This window comes from Polystyrenella longa (assembly GCF_007750395.1).
Taxonomy (GTDB): Bacteria; Planctomycetota; Planctomycetia; order Planctomycetales; family Planctomycetaceae; genus Polystyrenella; species Polystyrenella longa.
In genome coordinates, this window is the sequence record NZ_CP036281.1 from 5538735 (window position 1) to 5558692 (window position 19958).

At 50.4% G+C, this 19958-nt stretch carries 18 protein-coding genes and 1 pseudogene; 4 read left to right on the forward strand and 15 right to left on the reverse strand.

The annotated features are described in order from the left end of the window. Nucleotides 1-302 precede the first annotated feature (302 nt). The 6 genes from Pla110_RS22930 to Pla110_RS20340 all read right to left on the reverse strand — a co-directional run bounded on the left by Pla110_RS22930 (nt 303) and on the right by Pla110_RS20340 (nt 8242). Complete coding sequence (locus Pla110_RS22930; protein ID WP_231742701.1) at nt 303-734, reverse strand: hypothetical protein; 432 nt, start codon at nt 732-734, stop codon at nt 303-305. A gap of 108 nt (nt 735-842) precedes the next feature. Next, a complete protein-coding gene (locus Pla110_RS20320) occupies nt 843-1256 on the reverse strand; it encodes a hypothetical protein (protein WP_144998678.1) in 414 nt (137 codons plus the stop codon). Nucleotides 1257-1504: 248 nt separating this feature from the next. Further along, the gene (locus Pla110_RS20325) at nt 1505-2785 is read right to left on the reverse strand and encodes a hypothetical protein (RefSeq protein ID WP_197440337.1); all 1281 of its coding nucleotides are present in this window, start codon (nt 2783-2785) and stop codon (nt 1505-1507) included. Continuing rightward, nucleotides 2782-4137, reverse strand: coding sequence for a DUF1552 domain-containing protein (locus Pla110_RS20330; RefSeq protein ID WP_144998680.1), 1356 nt, complete (start codon nt 4135-4137; stop codon nt 2782-2784). Before Pla110_RS20330 ends, Pla110_RS20325 begins: the two co-directional genes overlap by 4 nt. A gap of 66 nt (nt 4138-4203) precedes the next feature. Continuing rightward, nucleotides 4204-6633 (reverse strand): DUF1592 domain-containing protein, encoded by a 2430-nt coding sequence (locus Pla110_RS20335; protein ID WP_144998682.1) that lies wholly within the window; start codon nt 6631-6633, stop codon nt 4204-4206. 529 nt (nt 6634-7162) lie between these two features. After that, nucleotides 7163-8242: an integrase core domain-containing protein gene (locus Pla110_RS20340; protein WP_197440338.1), complete on the reverse strand. Its 1080-nt coding sequence runs from the start codon at nt 8240-8242 to the stop codon at nt 7163-7165. 235 nt (nt 8243-8477) lie between these two features. Here Pla110_RS20340 and Pla110_RS20345 point away from each other — a divergent pair. Next, a pseudogene (locus tag Pla110_RS20345) lies at nt 8478-8729 on the forward strand (ATP-binding cassette domain-containing protein); the annotation flags it as partial. Between the two features lie 111 nt (nt 8730-8840). On the opposite strand, the gene Pla110_RS20350 reads toward Pla110_RS20345, so the two are convergent. Genes Pla110_RS20350 through Pla110_RS20360 form a run of 3 tightly spaced genes read right to left on the reverse strand, consistent with a single transcriptional unit; the run spans nt 8841 to nt 10692 of the window. Next, complete coding sequence (locus Pla110_RS20350; RefSeq protein ID WP_144998684.1) at nt 8841-9068, reverse strand: hypothetical protein; 228 nt, start codon at nt 9066-9068, stop codon at nt 8841-8843. Between the two features lie 37 nt (nt 9069-9105). Further along, a complete protein-coding gene (locus Pla110_RS20355) occupies nt 9106-10362 on the reverse strand; it encodes a type II toxin-antitoxin system HipA family toxin (protein ID WP_144998686.1) in 1257 nt (418 codons plus the stop codon). A 3-nt stretch (nt 10363-10365) separates the two neighbouring features. Beyond that, nucleotides 10366-10692, reverse strand: coding sequence for a hypothetical protein (locus Pla110_RS20360; RefSeq protein WP_144998688.1), 327 nt, complete (start codon nt 10690-10692; stop codon nt 10366-10368). A gap of 140 nt (nt 10693-10832) precedes the next feature. Between Pla110_RS20360 and Pla110_RS20365 the strand changes: the two genes are divergently transcribed. Together Pla110_RS20365 and Pla110_RS20370 are read left to right on the forward strand one after the other, a co-directional pair. Beyond that, nucleotides 10833-11189 (forward strand): type II toxin-antitoxin system RelE/ParE family toxin, encoded by a 357-nt coding sequence (locus Pla110_RS20365; protein ID WP_144998690.1) that lies wholly within the window; start codon nt 10833-10835, stop codon nt 11187-11189. Further along, complete coding sequence (locus Pla110_RS20370) at nt 11189-11539, forward strand: helix-turn-helix domain-containing transcriptional regulator (protein ID WP_144998692.1); 351 nt, start codon at nt 11189-11191, stop codon at nt 11537-11539. The genes Pla110_RS20365 and Pla110_RS20370 overlap by 1 nt, the downstream gene beginning before the upstream one ends. Nucleotides 11540-11621: 82 nt before the next feature. Here Pla110_RS20370 and Pla110_RS20375 read toward each other — a convergent pair whose 3' ends face one another. The 5 genes from Pla110_RS20375 to Pla110_RS20395 form a co-directional block, all read right to left on the reverse strand. Next, nucleotides 11622-11969 (reverse strand): hypothetical protein, encoded by a 348-nt coding sequence (locus Pla110_RS20375; protein WP_144998694.1) that lies wholly within the window; start codon nt 11967-11969, stop codon nt 11622-11624. Between the two features lie 74 nt (nt 11970-12043). Further along, the gene (locus tag Pla110_RS20380; protein WP_144998696.1) at nt 12044-12313 is read right to left on the reverse strand and encodes a division/cell wall cluster transcriptional repressor MraZ; all 270 of its coding nucleotides are present in this window, start codon (nt 12311-12313) and stop codon (nt 12044-12046) included. Nucleotides 12314-12832: 519 nt separating this feature from the next. After that, nucleotides 12833-13609, reverse strand: a complete 777-nt coding sequence (locus Pla110_RS20385) for a hypothetical protein (RefSeq protein WP_144998698.1) — start codon at nt 13607-13609, stop codon at nt 12833-12835. 305 nt (nt 13610-13914) lie between these two features. Beyond that, nucleotides 13915-14433, reverse strand: coding sequence for a hypothetical protein (locus Pla110_RS20390; protein WP_144998700.1), 519 nt, complete (start codon nt 14431-14433; stop codon nt 13915-13917). A gap of 543 nt (nt 14434-14976) precedes the next feature. Continuing rightward, entirely contained in the window at nt 14977-16686 is a 1710-nt protein-coding gene (locus Pla110_RS20395; protein ID WP_144998702.1) for a hypothetical protein, read from the reverse strand. An 847-nt stretch (nt 16687-17533) separates the two neighbouring features. Between Pla110_RS20395 and Pla110_RS20400 the strand changes: the two genes are divergently transcribed. Next, complete coding sequence (locus tag Pla110_RS20400) at nt 17534-17731, forward strand: hypothetical protein (RefSeq protein WP_144998704.1); 198 nt, start codon at nt 17534-17536, stop codon at nt 17729-17731. A 418-nt stretch (nt 17732-18149) separates the two neighbouring features. On the opposite strand, the gene Pla110_RS20405 is transcribed toward Pla110_RS20400, so the two are convergent. Further along, nucleotides 18150-19082 carry a carboxylesterase family protein gene (locus tag Pla110_RS20405; protein WP_144998706.1) on the reverse strand — a complete coding sequence of 311 codons (933 nt, stop codon included), beginning with the start codon at nt 19080-19082 and terminating at the stop codon, nt 18150-18152. Between the last annotated feature and the right edge of the window lie 876 nt (nt 19083-19958).

Below are 19958 nucleotides of genomic sequence, written 5' to 3' on the forward strand. Positions count from 1 at the left end.
TCTGATCTCACGTTCCACGAATAATCCTCAGAGAAGCGGGCCAACCGTCGGGCGGCAGCCGTTCGCTTTCTCGTCGTTAATCGCCGTCCTGCCTTTACAGAATAAGACGCAAGCATGCCTGTCAGCCTGACCTACGGTTATTCAGACATGCTCAACCCTCACTCATGGCGCGAGCAAGTTAGCCTGAAGATAGAAAGGCGACGTAAAACGCGGATCAAAATGGAGCTTCTAACCTTCAAAGAGCTTAGAAACTGCGCAGCGTAGACCCGATGCGTAAATACATTCCGTTAAAAGAAGGACGCTTAGCTCAGCGTCGGAGGTCCGCGGCGGTTGAAAGCAACAACAACGCGACGACATTCCTGTTGATAATCAGAAATCGCAGCGTACGTGACCGCCTGAAAGAGAGAGGGCGACTCAACTTGGAGAGTCACACGGGACGACAGGCCGAAGAACTGACAAACGAGGCAGTGGTCTGCGTCATGAGAAGGACGGGGCTGCAATGGTACAGACGAGTCATCTGCTACCGGTACATGACACGAATGCTGACCATGATGGTGGTGACTATGATGACCGTGAGAACAATGAGCATGTTCACCTGAAGGCAAAGTCGATTCGTGCACGACAGAATGCGAATGAGTGCAGACCCCTAGCCATTCCTGCACGGCATGCGTCCCCGCGTTACCCAACAGGGCTACGGTCACAAAGGCCGAGATGAATAGACTACGAAACAGCATGAGAAACCTGTTTTTCTGACAAAACCTAAATGCAAACTTATTGCACCTGCATTATATGCTACCAAGACCTACGCCAATGAAAAGTGAAATGTGCGAAAAATCAATTATTTAAATTGAAACGACGTAAGTCGTAAAAGACTCGCAACGAATTCGCTCAGCTCCCCACGTGGGGTTTTCGTTCGCAAACCTCAGAATCTGTTCGACGATCTCCTGTCGAATACGAGGTCGACCAACACGAGGTTTATTTGAAGTGTAATTCCATTTCCGGGCAATCAACTCCCGGTGCCAGCGGAGGATGGTATCAGGAGTAAAGATCGCGCTGAGTTCACTCAGCAACTTCCGGTCGAGCATTTTCCCTTTGACCGCCAGGCGACGACGCTGTTCGTCAGTGAGCAGAATGCGTTTCTTGCCGACCTTTTCGCGGAGGATACTATTTTCGGTCTTGAGATATTCAATCGCCAATTGCTGTTCGCGATTCACCCAACTTACCAGAGCGAAAACCAGCAGGTTCCAAGGCTGCATCACAGTTTCCATCTATTCAGTTACCAAAGTGCAGGGGAGGGTTACTTTGGAACTCTAACCGCTGGCCGTCAGTACCAAACCATGAATCAGGAATTAATGACCTCTTCCTCAATCAGAAATAACGGTTACTCTGATTGTCCTGGCGAACAGAGTCAGGAGATCGTCCGAGAACAGGGGTAGCCCGTCGCTCACAGACACCTTAATTAGTAGCGTTTTAAGTTCGGCTGAGTTTTTTTTCGGTACGGGGGTCAGTATCTGGGGAAGATGGCCGGGGTCGGGAAGCGGTTTTCATGGCTAGCTTTCCAATCTTGCAGATACTCCTCACGGGGTACGCGCAGGTCGGGCCAAATCGCAGGGCGGACACGGACGACTCTTCCGGGGCGAATACCTTCGGTGATGAGATCGGTCTCAAAGCGAATCTGGGTTCCGCTGCTTCCCAGTGGAGCCTCGCCGTCCGACTTGATGACATCCAGGATAGGGCCTTTTGAGGCCATTTGAGAGGTGCCCGCCGAACCCCCGGCCCAATGCTTCAACGTGTTTTCGGATGCGGCCATCAGGGCCTGGCTCCCTTTCTTAAAATCCACGTAGAGAGAGGAATCCATGCCGCCGAACAAGGTCGCGGTCACGGTGGCGCGGCCGAACTTACCATACTCGACGGAATCGACCCAGGCAGGCATCCAGCGACTGCGGATGAAGGCTTTGTGTGTTTCGGTCTGATTGCGAGCGGCGCACTGCATCGCGGTGTCGTCCAGCCAGATGTCCGATATGTGGAACCGGGTGAACACACTGTCTGGAGTGGGCTTCCAGGTGATCCCGAGCAGGACGGCCTGGCCTTCGAGGGATTTCTTTCCACTGGAGGGCCAGATGCCCTCGACGATCAGGTCCTGGATCCCGAGGAATTCGCGGCCGCGCCAAATGCGGGTGGCGGCATCGAAGGTCAACGCTTCCTCGTTGGCTTTGTCGTCTTCACCTGTTTTTGATTGGCGACTGGCGACGATCGTCCCTTGGTTGTTCCGGATGTTTAAATGCTTCAGTTTCCAGACTTTGCCCTCGCGAAGGCAGTAGCTGGGCTCATCTTCAAGCAAGAGGACGTGGTTCTCGGCGGGGAAGATACCCGCGCCACGATTGTGGTTCGCATCTTTTGTTTTATTATCGACCGGCAATACCGGCACGGCAGAAATTTTTGGATCGGGCGGGAGAAAAGCATGGACGTGCATCACGGTGCCGAGCGGGACGTCGTACAGATCCGCCGGTGCCCCATGATAGCGAATGATGCCGTAGGGGAGCATGGCAAAAGGGTGCGGATTGTTTCGGCAAAACATTCCCGTTCCTTGCACACGAATGCTGCCACGGCGGTTGGCATGATCCACGAACACGAGTTCGCCCCGGTAGGAGTGCGCCTTTTCCAGAGAGGGAAACTTTCCCGCCTCGGGGCGGAACGGCTCGTCGGCAGCGTTGGCATTGCCCGCGAGCAGGGACACACACAGGTACAGAACGGCGACATAGCAGATAGATTTGAGTTGTGTCATAGTTCGATCACCTTGTTGCTATCGCCAAAATTGTCAGTTTCCACCCCCATGTGTTGGGCCATGAGGAGCAGCAGGTTACTCATGTGGGCGTTGGGGTTCGCGGGGCGGCTACAGAGCCCGTAATGTTCACGGGGTTTGTCGAGTTGGTAACCGCCGAAGTGCCCCTGATTGAAGTCGAGATGACTGCCATGCTTCAGGCCGAGGTCCGAACCGCCAGCGAATACTAGCGGGAGGTTAGCGTTTCCATGGCTGTGGCCGTAGGACATACCGCTGCCAAAGAGTGCCATCGTCGAGCCAAGGAGCGGCTTGCCGTTGACGTCCTTCGTCTCCTTAAGCCGCGACAGGAAGTAGCTGAACTGCTCAATTGCGAACGTATCGTAGTTGGTGAGCTTCTCCATGTAACCTGGATCGCCGCCGTGGTGGCTGAGCTGATGGCGGGACTCGGTAATGCCGATTTCAGGAATGGCAATCGCTTGACCTTCGCCGCCCAGGCTGAAGGTGACTACGCGTGTTACATCGGTTTGAAAGGCGAGCACCATCAGGTCGTAGACGGTGCGGAAATAGTCGCCTGCCTGGGTTTCGGCGATGTCCCGGTTGGTCCGTTTGCGGTCGGCGTCGGAGATGTCAGGTAGCGGCGTGTCGAGCCAGGCTTCGGCCCGCCGTGTGCGGATCTCTGCCTCACGAACCGAGGTGAGGTATTGGTCGAGTCGTCCTTTGTCGGCCGCTCCTATCTTTTGCTCAAGCCGACGTACTTCCGCTAGGTTGTCATCGAGGACGCTGGCTTTACGACGCAGGGCCCTGCGTTGGACTGCGATGCCGCCTTTCGGTTCCTCGAAGAGAGACGCGAAGATCTCACTGCAACGACGCATCGCCGGAAGCCGAACGCCGTCTGCGGTCCAGGCGAGGGAATCCTGCGTAATGGCGATTTCCATGGACGGGTAGCGAGTGTGCTTCGCGGTGACTTCGGCCATCTTCTGGTCCACGGAGATCGTGTTGCGGTCGGAAGGGCCGAGCTTTCCGCCGGTTAGCCAGATATTGATGCAGTTGTGGTGGTGGCCGAGGCTTCCCGGATGATGCAGACCGCTGATAGGCGTGATGACCTGGCGGTGCTTCTCCAGAGGCTTGAGCGACTGGGAAAACTCGTAATCCCGGCCCGGCTTGGTGATCTGATAGTTCAGTGAATGGACGCCGTTCGCGAGGTAGATAAAAGCGCTGCGCCGAGGCGTGGAGGGGTGTTCGGCCGCGTTGAGCGGGATCATGCATTCGAGCATGGGCAGGGCGATGCAGGTTCCCATTGCACGGAGGGCAAGGCGGCGGTCGATCAACCAGGATTGAGTTCGAATGTTGCTCATTGCTATTATTCCTGTCTTACGCTTCGGGTTACCAATGTTTTGAAACTGGTGCTGACAGCGATTTGATTATCGTTTTCTCATTAGATCCGACAAGGCCACGGCACGTACGATGTCTTTGATTCGGTATTCGTGTTTCTTCGCTTCTTCTTGAATTACATTGAGATCGTCCTGGTCATCGACGGTGAGGACACGGCGGAGCGCGTAGGTGCAGAGGTGTTCGATGAAGGCTCGCGCGACTTTGTCACGGTCCTCAAGCACCAACCGCTTGAATTGGACGGTATCAGTGAACGGACGACCGTCTGGCATGACGCCGGAGGCATCAACCAATGGATCTTCCCCCACGCCCGTGGGAACTCGCTCGCGGGTCCGCCACTGGCCGATGGCATCATACCGGTCAAAGGCCAGCCCAAACGGATCGATGTTGCGGTGGCACGAAGCGCAGTTTGCGTTCTTAGCGTGTGCTTCAATTCTTTGCCGGATGGTGATCTTGGTGCCCTTGGGCGGAATGGGTTCGATTGGATCGACATTGGCTGGCGGTGGCGGCGGAGTTTTATTGAAGATCGTTTCGCTGACCCAGACACCACGATGTACCGGACGGTGTCGCGTTCCGTCTGAGGTCAACCCGAGTACCGCGCCCATGGTGAGTAAGCCGCCGCGATTGTCCTTAGGCTCGAGCGAGACACGTTGGAAGCCGTCCTGCTCTGGCTCGGTTAGTCCGTAAAAATCGCAGAGCCGTGCGTTGGCCATCGTCCAATCGGAATCGAGGAAGCCCTCGATGGGCAGATTATTCGCGAGCATCTCGCGGAAATACTCGACCGGCTCGGCGTGCATACTTGTCTCGAGCCAGTCGTCGTAACTGGGGTAAAGCTTCTTATCCGGCGGGAACATGCCCACGCGGTGCAGCTGCAACCACTGCCGCGAAAAGTCGTCGATGAAGCGGTTTATCCGGCTGTCCGTCAGTATGCGGTCGACTTGTTTTTCCAAGCCCTCGCCATGCAAGGTACCGCTTTTGGCAGCGGCGTAGAGGGCGTTGTCGGGCATCGAACTCCATAGGAAATACGAGAGACGCGAGGCGAACTCCCAGTCGGTGAGACGTTCGCGAGTCTTTGGATCGCCCTCGACAAGGTAGATGAAGTTTCTGGACGTCAGCACGCCCTGCAGTGCGATTCGATAGGCATCGGCGGTCTTTTCCCCCGCCTTGCGTTCGGCGTGATAGGATTGTAGATACTCTTCCAGTTCCTCCTTCTTCACTGGTCGCCGCCAGGCGCGTTCGGCAAAGCGTTGCAAGTGCTCGGCGACTATCTCGGGTGTGGCGTCGTCGGGTGGCAGCACGCCTTTTCGTCGTGATTTTTCGGTGTCCGCAACCAGGGGTCCTTCCCATTCGATCCAATCGAGGAGCACCGTCGAGAAAATGCCGTTCCCTTTGTCATCGAACATCTGCGGGGCATTGGGGTTTAAGAGCAGGGTCTCGCTGCTGTGCGTGAATATATAACTACCCCTCTTGGAGAGTGCATTGCGGAAGGCAGCGCCACTTCTTCTGTCCACAACATCGGTAGCCACCACGCAGAAATACAGTGTCGCTGGCATCTCGAGGAACACCTCGAACTCATAAACCTGCGGACTGTCCTCTGGTGCCGTTATGTCAAATTCGATGAGGCCGTCTACGGTCTCCTCACCGGTCTTCTTCCCGATGCTAAAGTGGGCAGGCTGACCGCCGGGCGGGCGAGTTCCGCTGGCCTGAAGGCGGAGTTTATACAAACCGCTGAGCTCCGGGCCGGTCTTCCCAAACCAGTGAGGCAAAAGTGCGGGCTGAAGTTGACCGGGGAAGTGAAGGTAACGCAGTGGTCGTTTAATTCCCAACCGGTCCAGTGCCTCCTGCTGGATCTTCGCGCCGCCGTAACGCAACTCCGCAGCAGTCTTGTGGATTTTGCGAGCCTCGCCCGACGTGCCGGGGAATGCGCGTTCGAGCACGATGTCCGCCGCGCGGTAATAACGGTCCACATGCGAAGGCGAAAGCGAAAGTTGCGACCCGATGCGCTCAATCCCGTGCCACAGCGTATCCTCATTCAACTCTCCTGGTTTGGCAGGGTCGTAACGCACTCCGAGTAGATCGTAGATTGTGTTTTGATATTCCTTCCGACTCAGTCGATAATGTGCCACCGTTGGCCGCGCCGCCAAGCGGGCCGCCCGGCCTTCCTTGAGCAGCGAGTTGAGATTCGTGACGAAGGCCGTAATCTCGTTTTGAGTCGGCTGCGGTTCATCTTCTGGTGGCATCTCGCCGCTGTTGACCTTATCGAGCACTTCTGCCCAATTGTGAGTGTCCACCCCCGCCTTGAAGTCGCGCGACAGTCGGTCGATCCGAATGTCGCCTTCCTCCCTCTGAGAGCTATGGCAGCGGACGCAGTACTTTTTCAGAAACGCCTCAAACGGTTCCGCAGCCGAGGCTGACGCGATGCCGAACAGGCATGCAATGATTAGGAAACACAATCGGATCATGTTGATTCAGGTGAGTTTATTTGGGAGGAGAGATTGAGACGCGACAGCAAAAACAGTAGCCTCATTCTACCGACACGGCTACCGTAATGTGAGCATTAAATTTAACCGAATCCCTAACTCTCACTCACCAAGATTGGGCTTTAACAAGCGAAGCGGGACTTCGCAGACTCATGTTCACAAGACAATGAGCAATTTACCGCCCGAGATCTCTCTCCAAGAACAGATAGTGGAACGACCACCGTCTTCCTCTTTAAAAGATCAAATCTGCAAGTCTCACGGCGAACATAACGCATACGCTCCACGCGATCAGACTCAAAGGGCATCACTTCGAGCGCGTATCGTAAATTTATTCAGCCGACGTTGAAAACGAGTGATTCCAAGCGGTTATATCTCTGGAGAGTGGTAGATTTCGCACGAGATCCGTTTCACGACTTGAACTCCGCCATCAGATTCGATGCAAAAATGACCTTCCGAGCGCAACGGTATCGCGGAATCACAACACTAGGACCGACATCTTTTCGAGGCTGATTCAAGCTGCGTCGCGGTAGTAATACTTGAGCAGACCGCCGAGACGTTCGCGGCATTCGATCTTGCCGGCAACGCATCCAACTTCTTCATCAGGATCAATCAACTGATTGTCGAGTCCCTGATGATTCCGCTCGAAATGGTAGTGAGCAACGTATTCTTTCAGGGCCCGTTCGAGTGAGTGTTGCCCGAAGAAAATCATCTTGTCCAGGCATTCGGATTTCAGGCTTCTCATGAATCGTTCGAGATACGCATTCATGTTGGGGCTCTTCGGTGGTAGAAGAACTGGTTCGATGTTGGTCATCTTGTGAAGATATGTACGGAATGGTTGAAAGCTACCATCGCGATCAAGAATAAGATGTGTGGCGTTCTCCAGGTATTCATCACTACCGGTCAGGTTACGTGCAACCTGAGTTACCCATTGCTTGTTGGGATTAGTCGTAATTCCTGCGATCTCAACACGGCGTGATTTCAATTCCATTACCACCATGATGTAAAACGTAGTCAGCCCCGTTTTCGTCCAGACTTCGACCGTTGTGAAATCGACGGCGAAGATGGTTTCCCAATGAGCTTTGAGGAATGTCTGCCAGGACATCGAAGCGGGGCGGTTAGGTACGGGTTCGATTCCATTCGCTTTAAGTACATTCCTGACGGTTGTGTATGTGATGTGGTAGCCGACATTTGCCAAAGCACCCTGGATTCGATCAGCTCCCCAAGTGGGGTTCTGTTTCGCGAAACGAAGCATCTGTTCAACAACCTCCTGTCGAATGCGGGGTCGGCCTACACGCGGTTTGTCCGACGAATAATCCCACTTCCGGGCGATCAGTTCTCGATGCCAGCGGAGAATCGTATCAGGTGTGAAGATGGTTCCGATTTCACGCAGTAACTTCCGTCCGAGTGCCTTTCCTTTTGCAGCCAGACGTCCTCTCTGGTCGTCATTGAGCAGGATGCGTTTCTTTCCGAGCTTCTCCCGGAGGACGCGGTTTTCGGCCTGCAGGTACTCGATCGCCTGCTGTTGTTCGCGATTGATCCAGCTGGCAAGAGCCAGAACGAGCAGGTGCCAATGCTGCATCTGAAAATTCATGGAAGTGGTTCCAAAGCGAGGGAGTTGAAGTCACTGTGGAAACATAATAGTTCCCTGAGCCGACAGGGGAACTGAATTCAATATTGCAGTCAGTCTCGAATACTGGAAATGCTGTTTGTAACGATTGAAGCGACGGGCGAGGTGGTCGGGTCGTCTGAGAGTGAACTCAATCAGAGTCTCACAGATGTCTTAAATTAGAGTGTTTTGCGTTCGGCTGAGTTTCTTTACGGTACGCGGTCAACAACAACGCATCGCCGTCGCTCGAGCAATTGCTAATCGACCCAGCGTCATTCTTGCCGATGAACCAACGGCAGCTCTTGACGGTCAGCGAGGTCGACAGGTGATGGAGTTGTTCGCGAAAGTCGCACACGAACAAGGAACGGGGGTTATTGTTGTGACACATGACCATCGTGCTCTCGACGTGTTCGACACGATCTACGAAATGGAAGATGGTCTTATGCATCGCCGATCGCTCGAAGTTAAGTAAAAACTCACTGGAGCTATGTTTCAACAACAATGAACTGGATCATTCGCAACCTTGATCAGTAAGTCTCTTCGGCTCGGATGTTAGGTGGTTGACGAACAGCACGGTAGACAATTATTCAAACTCTTCGTCCCAACGCTCCTTCATATGTTCGCGGAGTCCTTGTTCCAATGCTTCCAGATACTCAGTCAGTGTTTTCTGGCGATTACTGACTTCAAAGATCATTCCACCACAATCATGGGCCATTGCTTTGGATCGAGTCCACTCCTGATCGCCAATTTCGATCCAGCCATGTTCTATCCAGGAGGCAATCGCCGGAAATCGTTTTTCGAGGTCTTCCATTTTTTCTCCCTGTCACCTAAGCACTCATATCTGTAAATCATTTATCTTCAAGAGCAAAGCGTAGATCATCATGCTCAAACGCTGACTCCATACGTTTGATCTGCGATTTCGGGATCCCCACTGACGCCGCCTCTTGCCGCCAGCCTGATACAGCTCGGCCAACTTCATAAGCGATCTGTTTGGCTTCTATTTCATCAAGTTCAAAGTAGGCCGCGACACTGTATGCCAATGGGAGTGAGGCGGTACCGTCGTCCAGATCAATATTGGTGGACAGGATTCGGGGTTTGAGGTCCGTGGGTACGGGATTCAAGTCATAAGCGGGAGATAATCGCCATCCATTGGTTCCCTCGTACAAGAAACCATGATTTCTCAGATGATCGTCAGTATTCGAAATCAGTATGCTGAAGACTACTCTTCTCCACAGAGCATGCATATCAGCGACAGGGGCCGCGCCGTATTGCCGTAATGCATCGACCATCTCCAGGTAACTTCGACGGTCATTGTCGCGGGCGTCCAGCATGCTCATCGCTGAAAGAAAAGGAATCCTGCTATTCGTAGCTCGATCGAATCGTCTCAGTAATATAACGGGGACTTCCCCCACATTCTCAATTCTCCAGTCGGGTACTACCAAACCTGCCTTACGTGCCAATCCCAAGGCGACCGCTTCCCATCGTACGATATCAATTTCATCATCCTGTTGGGCAAACTTGGCAATCAATAGATGGCCGTCGTGATCTCGAACAGACGCCTTCGGCCTCGCTCCCCCGAGAGACGATCCCGGGGCCAGCAATAGTCGTAATTCCTCAGCGGTGTCGCTCTCATCTGCCATCTTGTCTGCGGCGGATAGTAATCGAGGCAGTTCCACCAGAGGCGGAATGCGCATTCCACCCGCTTCAGCCAGATAAGGACCTTCTTCCGATGTTGAGAAACGCAGTGCCCCCTGCCGAGCTTCATCATCGACTCTCAACAGGAAATCAATCTCTCTTAAAGTCCGGGGCGTCTCTCCTCCCTGCAGTGCCCGTTGGCGTTCTGCCCGTCGCATCAATGTTCTTCCCCACCGATCGGGTGCGGAGTCACCGATTGCTCCAAAGATGGCTTTATTGCCCGCTGTGTGAAACGGACCAGGCCCCAAGCTCAGGGCTGGTTCCAAGGCGAAGCGTTCCTCATGCGACAACCAGTTGCCATCGTATTCAAAACTGGCACTCTCGCGAGCCCCACGTGAGCGAGTCCAGAGTCTCCCAACTAGAATCGGTGAGTCCGCAAGGTCGACGTAAACAAAAACTTCCGTGTCCATAGCCTACTCCGGTCGCTTCCGTTTTGATCGAATTCGCTGGGGCAATCGCTCTTCCTCCAAGGCTAGCCCAATGTCATCATCGCGCACGTCGACAAGCTGCGCTATCCGGTCCGTCATCCCGAGAACAAACAGGACGGTAGCATAGGTGCCCATGGCAACGCTCGGTTCCCCTTTTTCTACCCGATTGAGTGTCATACGACTGATGGAAGCGCGCTGGGCCATGATCGCTACAGGGATACGCCGTCGACGTCGAGCAGAGGCAATATCTTGTCCCAATTTTCGCATAGCTCGCTGCACGGGTAGCGGCAGCTTCGAAGGGTTAGCTTTCATAGTACGTCTCGTATCTAGAGCACAAAGCAATTATACGTCTATTATATTAGACCATAAATACGTTTGTTGCCTACCAATTTCGGAAAGATTTCAACAACGGCAGCGTTTGTGGTCCATAACCGGTTGTCTTTTAGAGACTTGTGAGCAAATCCTTTTCCCATACTGCGAAGAATTCCCTCAAGGCTAAGTCCGCTGAAATAGTAACATTGGCCATAGTGAGGATGGAGTTAGGCAATCTTGGTGATCAAAAATCGGTAGGCGGAGGCGTTTGGGAACGTCGCCTCAATTTTGAGAAGGGTTACCGCATTTACTATGCAAAGGATGGAGAGGATCTGGTTCTGCTTTTATGTGGTGGCCCCAAATCTCGTCAACATTCGGATATCGAAGAGGCCAAACGATACTGGAAGGACTTCAAGCAGCGTAAGGCGAAGATGAAGGCTGCAGAGAAAGCCAAGCTGAATACGCAATTAAAGAAGAAATCCAAGAGGAACAAATAATGGCATTAACGCGAGATTTTAAAGAAACCGTGAAAGATCGCGCCGACCGTGATCCAGAGTTTCGCAAAGAGCTGCTGACTGAAGCATTAGAAGCGATCGTTTGCGGGTATGTAGATGAGGCGAAACTCCTCCTCCGGGATTACATCAATGCCACAGTTGGCTTTGAAACCGTTGGCAAGGCTGTTGCCAAGGACCCGAAGAGTGTCATGCGAATGCTGAGTAGTCGTGGAAATCCAAATGTCGAGAATTTATTCAGCATCTCTCGGTTCCTGCAAAAGAAAGCAGGAATGCAGTTTAAAGTGGTACCTTCCAAGCTGAACGATGTTAAAAAGCGAAAGCTTACCCGCTAACAGACAAGGCATATTCTGTGTAGCTTTAGCAATGAGTACTTCAAAATCCCGTTCGATATCAGGCGATGGCAGTGACGCCTGGTTATGGGTGCGGCGTTATCGCGATTATAGTCAACTCTTTAGAATCGGGACCGTAGCACCAAAAGACGCGATACGCACCGGGTGTCTTATTTTGTACGTATGCCTCAAAAACTTTTTTCTTTTTGTCGAATGGATTCTCAATCGAATCGTATTCGTGTGTATTCAACCCTGGATGCCGTGGGTTGGTCCTGAGCAGAGCGAGTGTTTTCGCAACTTGTTTGAATAGCCCCTCGTCTTGAGACGACTTCTTGATATTTTTCTTCTCCCGCGCGGTCCTGCGAGTCTTGGCATTCGCCTTCAATCGATCGTACTGATCCTTCGCGGTGACCGTCCATTTCACATTGTGCATCTGCCTGCATACCTATCACAAAAGCAAAATCTCAAAAAGTCGATTGCCTGTGCTTCTTCTGAAACATTGAGACACTACTCCTCAATGTCGTCCAGCCAATCCAAGTCGCCATCAACGTCAGGACTTGCCACTGCGAAGTTACCGCTGCGTGCATCATCCAATCCTTTCCGAACTAAACCGAGCGCCGTTTGGTTGTGGTATAACCAAGCTTCGTCAGCTGGAATCAGAACCATGGGCCTGATAGTGATGCAGGTTGGATCGGAATCGTCTATGACTACAGTTTGTCCGGCAAATTTTGCACCAAGTGTAACTCGCCCTTTGGTGTCCAAAGTCTTTGTGGCCATTTTCTGCTCCTCGAGAGAAAGTTCAATTAACTGATGCAATAATACGCCATGATGGGATACTGGCCAAGTGGGATATACCCACTTTTGTGTCGTCAAAACAATGGAAACATCTTTAGGAAATGTAAGTTCCTGTTACGAAAAGCCTTGTGACTGAGAGAACACCAGCCTTTTCCACTGAAAATCAGCTAAAGATGTGGTTTTGCGACAAACAACAGAGCAAAAGTCATTTTATTAAGTGTTACCTGAAATGTTACCTAAACGCGAAATAAACACGCTATACAGGCCGAAAGCCGGTTTTCGAAAATGCGACCTGTATAGCGTTTAAAGGGTTATGTGATACTCAGGCGAGGCTGAATTGAGGTCAGCCGTGTATTGCTAATCCAGTGAGTCTAGCAATAGGCTCCACGGGTTCGAATCCCGTTCTCTCCGCTATATAAGGACTTACGTCGAAAGATGTGAGTCCTTTTTTCATTTCTCAAGCAAAGTGATCCATCAAGTGATCCATTATTGCCTTGAGTGCTAACCAATAAGCACGTCTTGGACTCGCAGTGGTAGAAAGGACGTGTCGCGATCCAAGATCAGATGCGAAGCATGCTCCAGAAAACCATCGTCGCCGGTCAGATTGCGTGCAACTTGTGTCACCCATTGTTTATTCGGGTTGGTAGTGATGCCTGCGATCTCGACTTTACGGGACTTCAGCTCCATCACCACCATGACGTAGAACGTCGTCAAACCCGTTTTCTTCCAGACTTCTACCGTGGTGAAATCAACGGCGAAGATCGCTTCCCAGTGAGCTTTCAGGAACGTCTGCCAGGACATCGAAGCGGGACGGTCTGGTGCAGGCTCAATACCGTTCGCCTGGAGCACATTCCTGACAGTTGTGTCGGTGATGTGAAAACCAACGTTGGACAAGGCACCTTGAATTCGATCAGCTCCCCACGTGGGATTCTCTTTCGCGAACCGCAGAATCAGTTCGACGATCTCCGTTCGAATACGAGGTCGACCAACACGAGGGTTATTTGAAGTGTAATCCCATTTCCTCGCAATCAACTCCCGGTGCCAGCGGAGAATGGTATCGGGAGTGAAGATCGCGCCGAGTTCACTTAGTAACTTCCGGTCAAGCTGCTTTCCTTTGACTGCCAGGCGACGACGCTCATCGTCATTGAGCAGAATGCGTTTCTTGCCGACCTTTTCGAGGAGGATACTATTTTCAGTCTTCAGGTATTCAATCGCCAATTGCTGTTCGCGATTCACCCAACTTGCCAGAGCGAATACCAGCAGGTGCCACGGATGCATCACATATTCCATTAATTCACTTACCAAAGTGCAGGGGAGGGTTACTTTGGAACTATAGCCATTCCCTGAGCCGTAGCTCTAAAAAATCGCATATCGCCGCCAGTCTCCAAGACCGGAGACAACGGTTGTACTGATTGTAGCGGCGAACAAAGTCAGGAGATCGTCCGAGAACAGGGGTAGCCCGTCTCTCTCAGACACCTTATTTTGTAGAGTATTAAGTTCGGCTGAGTTTTTTTACGGTACGGTATTAGCATCACTTCTCTTAACAAAATCACCAACGGAAGCGGATAAAGTAAAGGTGCCCATTATATCACTGTAAAGTAGTCCTGATTTTTTATAGTCCCATCGTCATTAATAGGTACGATTACATTATCCACACGCATAAATGCAGTAATGCGGGTAGCCTCCAGATTGAATGTGACTTCTGTTTCCAATCCAGCACTGTCCGTGGATGTGATCTTTACTGTTTGATTCTCGTCTGAATTGGCAGTGGTGTTGTATGCCCAGCTCCAAGTTCCATTATTGTTATCGGTGACCGTACCAATTGATGCTGATAAGCTCGCGATGTTGTTACCTACTTCATAATACGTACCGTTATTACTGGCCGTCTCCCCTTGTTCTACAGTGACCGATGCGGAATCAACGGTCAACGTTGCAGAAAGCATTACACGTTGTTCCAAAATTTCGGCGGCAAAAGCAATAGGCACCTGCTTCCGGCGCGGCGCTTGGATCAAGACATGATTGATTCGACAAAAAAGAGTCACCAGAAAATCCATTGCAAACAATCTGTCTATAATAAAGAACGAATCACTTTGATAATTCATTCAGCTCATCGCTATTAAGAACAACCATTACCAGACTTAAGGTAAATGAACAAATATTATTCAGGGTGGTCCACAATCATTATTGAAAGCTGGTACCCTCCGTCACCCCGATGCAACTTCGTCTCTCTATCAATACTTGTCGCATCAATCACCAAATGATCGAGATGACGTTCCCGAACCCATGCATGAGCGATGTTACTTGATACAAACACTGCATAGTTAGTGTCAGATCGTTGGTTTGAAAAACGTATAATCGACGAATTGTCGTCGCCCGGCTCTATCGGATCTATACCATATTGTCTTATTACTTTGCAGCTTTCTGGGGATGCACTTCTGGAAAGAACCCCCCAAGCTGAGATTGAAGGTTGGCGTTCCAATCTCTCAATCCGCTCTTTAAGCGATATCCCTTCACTGGAGGGAGCCCCCATTCCGTCGCTCCAATTAATAAAGACAATGGCTATCAACACACAGAAGACGACTTGAAAGATTCTTACCATTTTCGAGATTCCTTTTCTCCACTCTTTAGTGTCAAGAATTACAGTATCAGTTAATAACAAAAAAACGTCTGAATTCACCAGGAATATCATCTAGCAGCCAGATATGTTTACAGTGAATAGTTGCCTTGATTGTGAAAACACCTTTTTGAAGATCATATTTCATTTCGTCTACGTCAGAAGAGGAGGCGTTACCGAGTTTGATTTTATTGAGGACTTTTTCTTTGAGCTGTTCATCCATCCCGAACTTAGCCAGGTCTAAAGATGTGAATGCGTCCTCAGAGGAAAAGGCGGCACACAGTCCTTTAACATTGTTCGGCATGCGGCGCAGCAGGCTGCTGACTGGATCATCGAAAAAGTCCAGACCAATCACATCTTTAATCAGCCGTTGAATTGCAGCTTGCCCTCCTTGAAAAATCTCCTGACCCTCCGAGATAGATTCAAGGTTCTTTCGATATTTCTCTGGCAACTGATCTCCAATAGCGCTCACGAGTATATTTCGATTTTCCGAAACGCCTTTGAAGCTACGGAGTTTACTTTTGATCAGATCATTTATCTGTCCTTCAAGCTCATTATTCAGCTGATCAGCAACGTCTCCTCTCAGGTCTCCGAGATTCAAACGATTGATGACTTTAATCATTTTATTGAATTTGGAATTACGCCATTCCGGAGGTGAAACTACTACTGCGAAACCCAGATGAGAAAGTCTGCCATTGGAGGGAATGTTTCGCTCGTTGAGTTCTATTTCAATCGTTGACTTTAGATCGTCAATCATCTTGTTGATCTGTGCAGATAACCAAGCATTAGGGATATTTATTTTTCCGAGTTCCACCTTGTAGTCGGTATACAAGTCAGTGTCTTTATAAAACCCGTGGAATTCTACATTAACGTTGAGTATTCCGGCCATTTCCTCTGTTGCTGAATCGAAATCTCTATTAATCACGCTATCTATGAAAACCCCAAGCAACTTTCTCGGAAGCCCTTTACCAGTATTCCGTTGAAGTTGAAGTGTTTCCCGCTCACACCATTTCACGAATGTGTCTAATTCGTTCTCAGCTACTTGCAGCATGGTCTTTAACTCGTCGTCAAGTTTGTTCGTGAAATATGCGAGTAGGAGATTTCCAACCTGACGGGCTGCGAACATCTTTACAAATTCTTCAGAGCAGAAATATACGCTCCGACCAGTTCGTTCGCTTAGAAACTTTTTGCGAAAATCAGAATAGGACGATCTGGAAACGAGTTTTACTGATGCAGCCGACGCAATTACTTTGTCCCAATTGATTCTAAGCGACTGTTTCAGGTCTATTTCCACTCCATTGATCGCTGCCAGCAGTTTCTCTCCGGTCAGTTCGAACCCTGCTGGCATCTCAATCGTGAGATTAGGGGACGGCGAGTCAGGGGCAAATGAGCAACTAAAGACAAGATCGAAGTCCCATGCAACCACTGAATTCGGGACCAATGAAGACAATAGCCTCTTCCCTTCCTCACTGATATCACCGCCAAACTTTTCCGAGGATTCCCGCCAGTGTTCAAAACTACTTTGACCTATGTGATACCAACGTTTCTTGCTTTTTCGGCTCTTTATTATTTCATTCTGAATCTCGCCGAGTTTCTTGTTTGTGTCATCTAGTTTCTTATTTGTTTGAGCAATTTCTTGCTTGATCTGTTTCAAGGTGCCAGAGTTATCTTCTGCTCCAACAACAGGTGCGTGTTCGAGCAACGACCAGACCAATGCCATCACAATAACTGCTTCACGCATCTGATCAATCCTTCAATGCTTGTGAATCGTAAGGGAAAAAATGAAAAGTTCGGTTCCCGTAGCCGGCCTGAAATTGTGGTTGTCCCTATTCGATTTCGCTGCGACCTGCTTCAATAGCAGTGTTGAAATCGACACGAAATATTAGTTGATGTTCCTCGTTCCCTGTTGAGGTAATTACGTTGACACTCACATGCAGAGTGATCATGTTGCAGATCATAAAATGATCGCAGTACTTCGCACGAGGCTCTTTTATGATTGAGTGACAGTCTATTTGTTTTCATGGAGCCTTGCTTCAACTATTACAACCGGGCATCAATGCATTGCATATTGTATAAGTACAAAATGAATTGACCACAGACGAATGTCCACCATCTGCCGTACCGTAAAAAACTCAGCCGAATTAAATACCCAGTGAATTTAGAGGTCTGTGAGATACCGACAGCCTGTATTCTCAGCCGAGTTGGTAACAATTTGCGTTGCTACATTCAGTATAGCCGTTGTCTCCGATCGTGAAGAATAACGACGATAACGATTTGCGAGTGCTAGGGCTCAGAGAATGTTTATAGCTTCAAAGAAACCCTGCCATTCACATTGATATCTGATTTGATGGAATAAGTGATGCAGTCTTAGCACCTGCTGTTATTTGCTCTCGTAGGTTGTGCAAGTCGTGAACAGCAACACATGATCAACTACCTGCAGACGGAGAATAACATCCTCCGCAATACAGCAGGCAAGCCTGAACGATCAGACTCAGGTTGAGCCGGTGCTGCTTCCTCCGAAAAGTCCGAACATGAATGCGTATCTCGAACGATTCATGAGAAGTCTGAAATAGGAGTGCCTGAACAAGATGATCTTCTTCGGTCAGTACTCACTTGAACGAGCGCTGAGAGAATACGTCGCTCACTATCACGCGGAAAGGAATCATCACGGACTCGATAATCAGTTGATTGAACCGGATGAAGAAGTTGGATGCGTCCCCGGCAAGATCGAATTCTGTGAACGTCTCGGTGGCCTGCTCAAGTATTACTACCGCGACGCGGCGTGAAACGACTTTGCTCGCCGGCCACATTTATTGTAACGATCTCCGCTATCGCTGCACCCGGAAGGTCCTTTTCGTGTCTTGTCCGACAACAGACTTCAGATAGCGAAACGAATCTCGTTCGAAATCCGCCACTCGCCAGAGATAAAACCGATTGGAATCACTCGTTCTCAAAGTCGGCTGAATGTTTTTACGATACGGGATACATGGCGTCAGTACCCTACCAAGATTTTAAGTTACCAAGTTTTGAGTTCGGTTAAGTTCTTCTTTCAATACGCGAAGGAGATTCCCTTCGTCTCCTGAGGAAACTAGAACCTATCTCGAAACCGATGTTTTAGTGAACAGCCTGGCCTGCCAAGTGCATGGTTGGTTCCTCAAATAAGAGGACTGGCTTATGTCTATTCGATTCCAGAAGAAATAAGTACTACCGCTTGTCCAGCCGCTGAGCGAAGAGCCAGTCCCAGACATTCTCCGTTTTGTCACACTTATCGCTACTGTATTGAGTGACGTAGCCTTTCTCTTGACTGTCGCCGTTGAAGGAAAAAGCATATTGCGCGGCCCCGTGGCCCACATGCTTCAGTTGGGTGAACTTCACGTTTCCGCCGACGTCCTTTATGCGTCCGAAGATTTCCCAAGTAAACTCCGCTGGGACTTTCTGGTCGAGTCTACCGTGAAATGTCCAGACGGGGACGTCCTTGAACTCTGCAGGATCCTTCCAGGGTAGCATTCCGCCCGCGCTGGGGATCGCTGCGGCGAATCTCTTCGGCGCTGCCCAAATCGCGTTCCATGTTCCAAACCCGCCCATCGAATGACCGATTACATAAACGCGATTCGTATCGACGTTGAACTCTTCGGAAAGATGATCGATCAATCCTAAGACTTTGGTGAGCGACCCATTGGAGATGGGGCCCGGCGGATAGTTTCGCTCTTCAATCCGTTCTTGCCATGCTTCGGAATACGTTTTCTTGAGCGATTCTGTCAGTTCCGGAATTTCCTCATCTGTAATCAACCAGCGGCCTGGTGACTGAGGAACCACGATGATACACGGATACTTCGCCCGCCAGTTCTTATCGACAAACGAAGCGCACCAGTTTCGCAGATTGCTAATATTATCATTACCCACTCCCGCCCCACCATGCAGATTCAAGATGAGTGGGTATTTCCTGGTGGGTTTATAATCAGCGGGGAGCAGCAGACGGTATGGTATCCCATCGAACTCGTGAGGCTCAAAGGCCTTGATGATTTTCTGTGGAACTCCTGCCCCCCTGTTTGGCACTCGGGGTTTGTCTTGTTGATCAAGGGTCTGAGCCGCGCAGGCAGAAACAATCAAAAACGCGCACGCGAAATAGATTTTCATGATTAGATCCTGTCCAGGATAAGTGTGGCAGTTGTCGGTCCTGAAAAGTCTTTAATAACAGTAGGCTACGCCGCCAGAATACGCTAGGATTATCTAGAACCCCGTTAGTCTAAGCTGACACTCGATAGTGACTTCCACAAATCTGGATGGACGTCGCCCGTTGAACGGCAATGTTATCCTATCCTGCCTCTGAACTTACCAACAATGGGATTTGCCTGTGCCCATCTCAAAATAACGCATTCTAAGTTCCCCGAGGGCTTATCGTAAAAAACTCAGCCGAGCTCGATAATAGGTAGTTCTAATTGGTTGCGTTGCTGACGAACTGCGGATTTCGAACTAGCCTCGTTTCGCAGCCTATCGATTGTTGTCGGATTCGAAGCGAAAATGAATTTCGGAGCGCACAGTAGCTGAGAACCACAAGCAGATCGGTGACTTGCTCAACCTGAATTACATACAGAATCAAACTCGCCCTGAGTATTGGGGATCACTACACAGTCCCAGCCAGAAAAGCCCGCGTAATCGCTAAAAGCGAACCGTCATATGATGCAAACCTTCCGGCTCGACGGGATTTACCGGTACGGTTGCAATAGATACGCCCGAATTGCCGATGTTTCGCTATGTACCGCAACTTCGGATTTTACCTACGGGCAGCCTTATGTCTCTTCAACCAGTTAAGATACGAAGCATCTCCAGCCGTTTCGCTGCGAGACTGAGTATGGCTATGGGAGCGTGGACCGTCGCCCTGATACTGGTTACTCATTGTGGGTGCACAACAGTGCGTGAGTGGACGGATAGTCGATCACCAAAAGTTACTGAAGACGACCATCTAATCGAAACTGATTTCCAAAGGTTTCTCTCAGAAGATTCGCCAGAGGA

Bases quoted from the DNA above. Each gene is read 5' to 3' on its own strand.
- Pla110_RS22930 (WP_231742701.1), bottom strand. From the start codon at position 734: ATGCTGTTTCGTAGTCTATTCATCTCGGCCTTTGTGACCGTAGCCCTG.
- Pla110_RS20320 (WP_144998678.1), bottom strand. From the start codon at position 1,256: ATGCAGCCTTGGAACCTGCTGGTTTTCGCTCTGGTAAGTTGGGTGAAT.
- Pla110_RS20325 (WP_197440337.1), bottom strand. From the start codon at position 2,785: ATGACACAACTCAAATCTATCTGCTATGTCGCCGTTCTGTACCTGTGT.
- Pla110_RS20330 (WP_144998680.1), bottom strand. From the start codon at position 4,137: ATGAGCAACATTCGAACTCAATCCTGGTTGATCGACCGCCGCCTTGCC.
- Pla110_RS20335 (WP_144998682.1), bottom strand. From the start codon at position 6,633: ATGATCCGATTGTGTTTCCTAATCATTGCATGCCTGTTCGGCATCGCG.
- Pla110_RS20340 (WP_197440338.1), bottom strand. From the start codon at position 8,242: ATGAATTTTCAGATGCAGCATTGGCACCTGCTCGTTCTGGCTCTTGCC.
- Pla110_RS20350 (WP_144998684.1), bottom strand. From the start codon at position 9,068: ATGGAAGACCTCGAAAAACGATTTCCGGCGATTGCCTCCTGGATAGAA.
- Pla110_RS20355 (WP_144998686.1), bottom strand. From the start codon at position 10,362: ATGGACACGGAAGTTTTTGTTTACGTCGACCTTGCGGACTCACCGATT.
- Pla110_RS20360 (WP_144998688.1), bottom strand. From the start codon at position 10,692: ATGAAAGCTAACCCTTCGAAGCTGCCGCTACCCGTGCAGCGAGCTATG.
- Pla110_RS20370 (WP_144998692.1), top strand. From the start codon at position 11,189: ATGGCATTAACGCGAGATTTTAAAGAAACCGTGAAAGATCGCGCCGAC.
- Pla110_RS20375 (WP_144998694.1), bottom strand. From the start codon at position 11,969: ATGCACAATGTGAAATGGACGGTCACCGCGAAGGATCAGTACGATCGA.
- Pla110_RS20380 (WP_144998696.1), bottom strand. From the start codon at position 12,313: ATGGCCACAAAGACTTTGGACACCAAAGGGCGAGTTACACTTGGTGCA.
- Pla110_RS20385 (WP_144998698.1), bottom strand. From the start codon at position 13,609: ATGCATCCGTGGCACCTGCTGGTATTCGCTCTGGCAAGTTGGGTGAAT.
- Pla110_RS20390 (WP_144998700.1), bottom strand. From the start codon at position 14,433: ATGAATTATCAAAGTGATTCGTTCTTTATTATAGACAGATTGTTTGCA.
- Pla110_RS20395 (WP_144998702.1), bottom strand. From the start codon at position 16,686: ATGCGTGAAGCAGTTATTGTGATGGCATTGGTCTGGTCGTTGCTCGAA.
- Pla110_RS20400 (WP_144998704.1), top strand. From the start codon at position 17,534: ATGATCTTCTTCGGTCAGTACTCACTTGAACGAGCGCTGAGAGAATAC.
- Pla110_RS20405 (WP_144998706.1), bottom strand. From the start codon at position 19,082: ATGAAAATCTATTTCGCGTGCGCGTTTTTGATTGTTTCTGCCTGCGCG.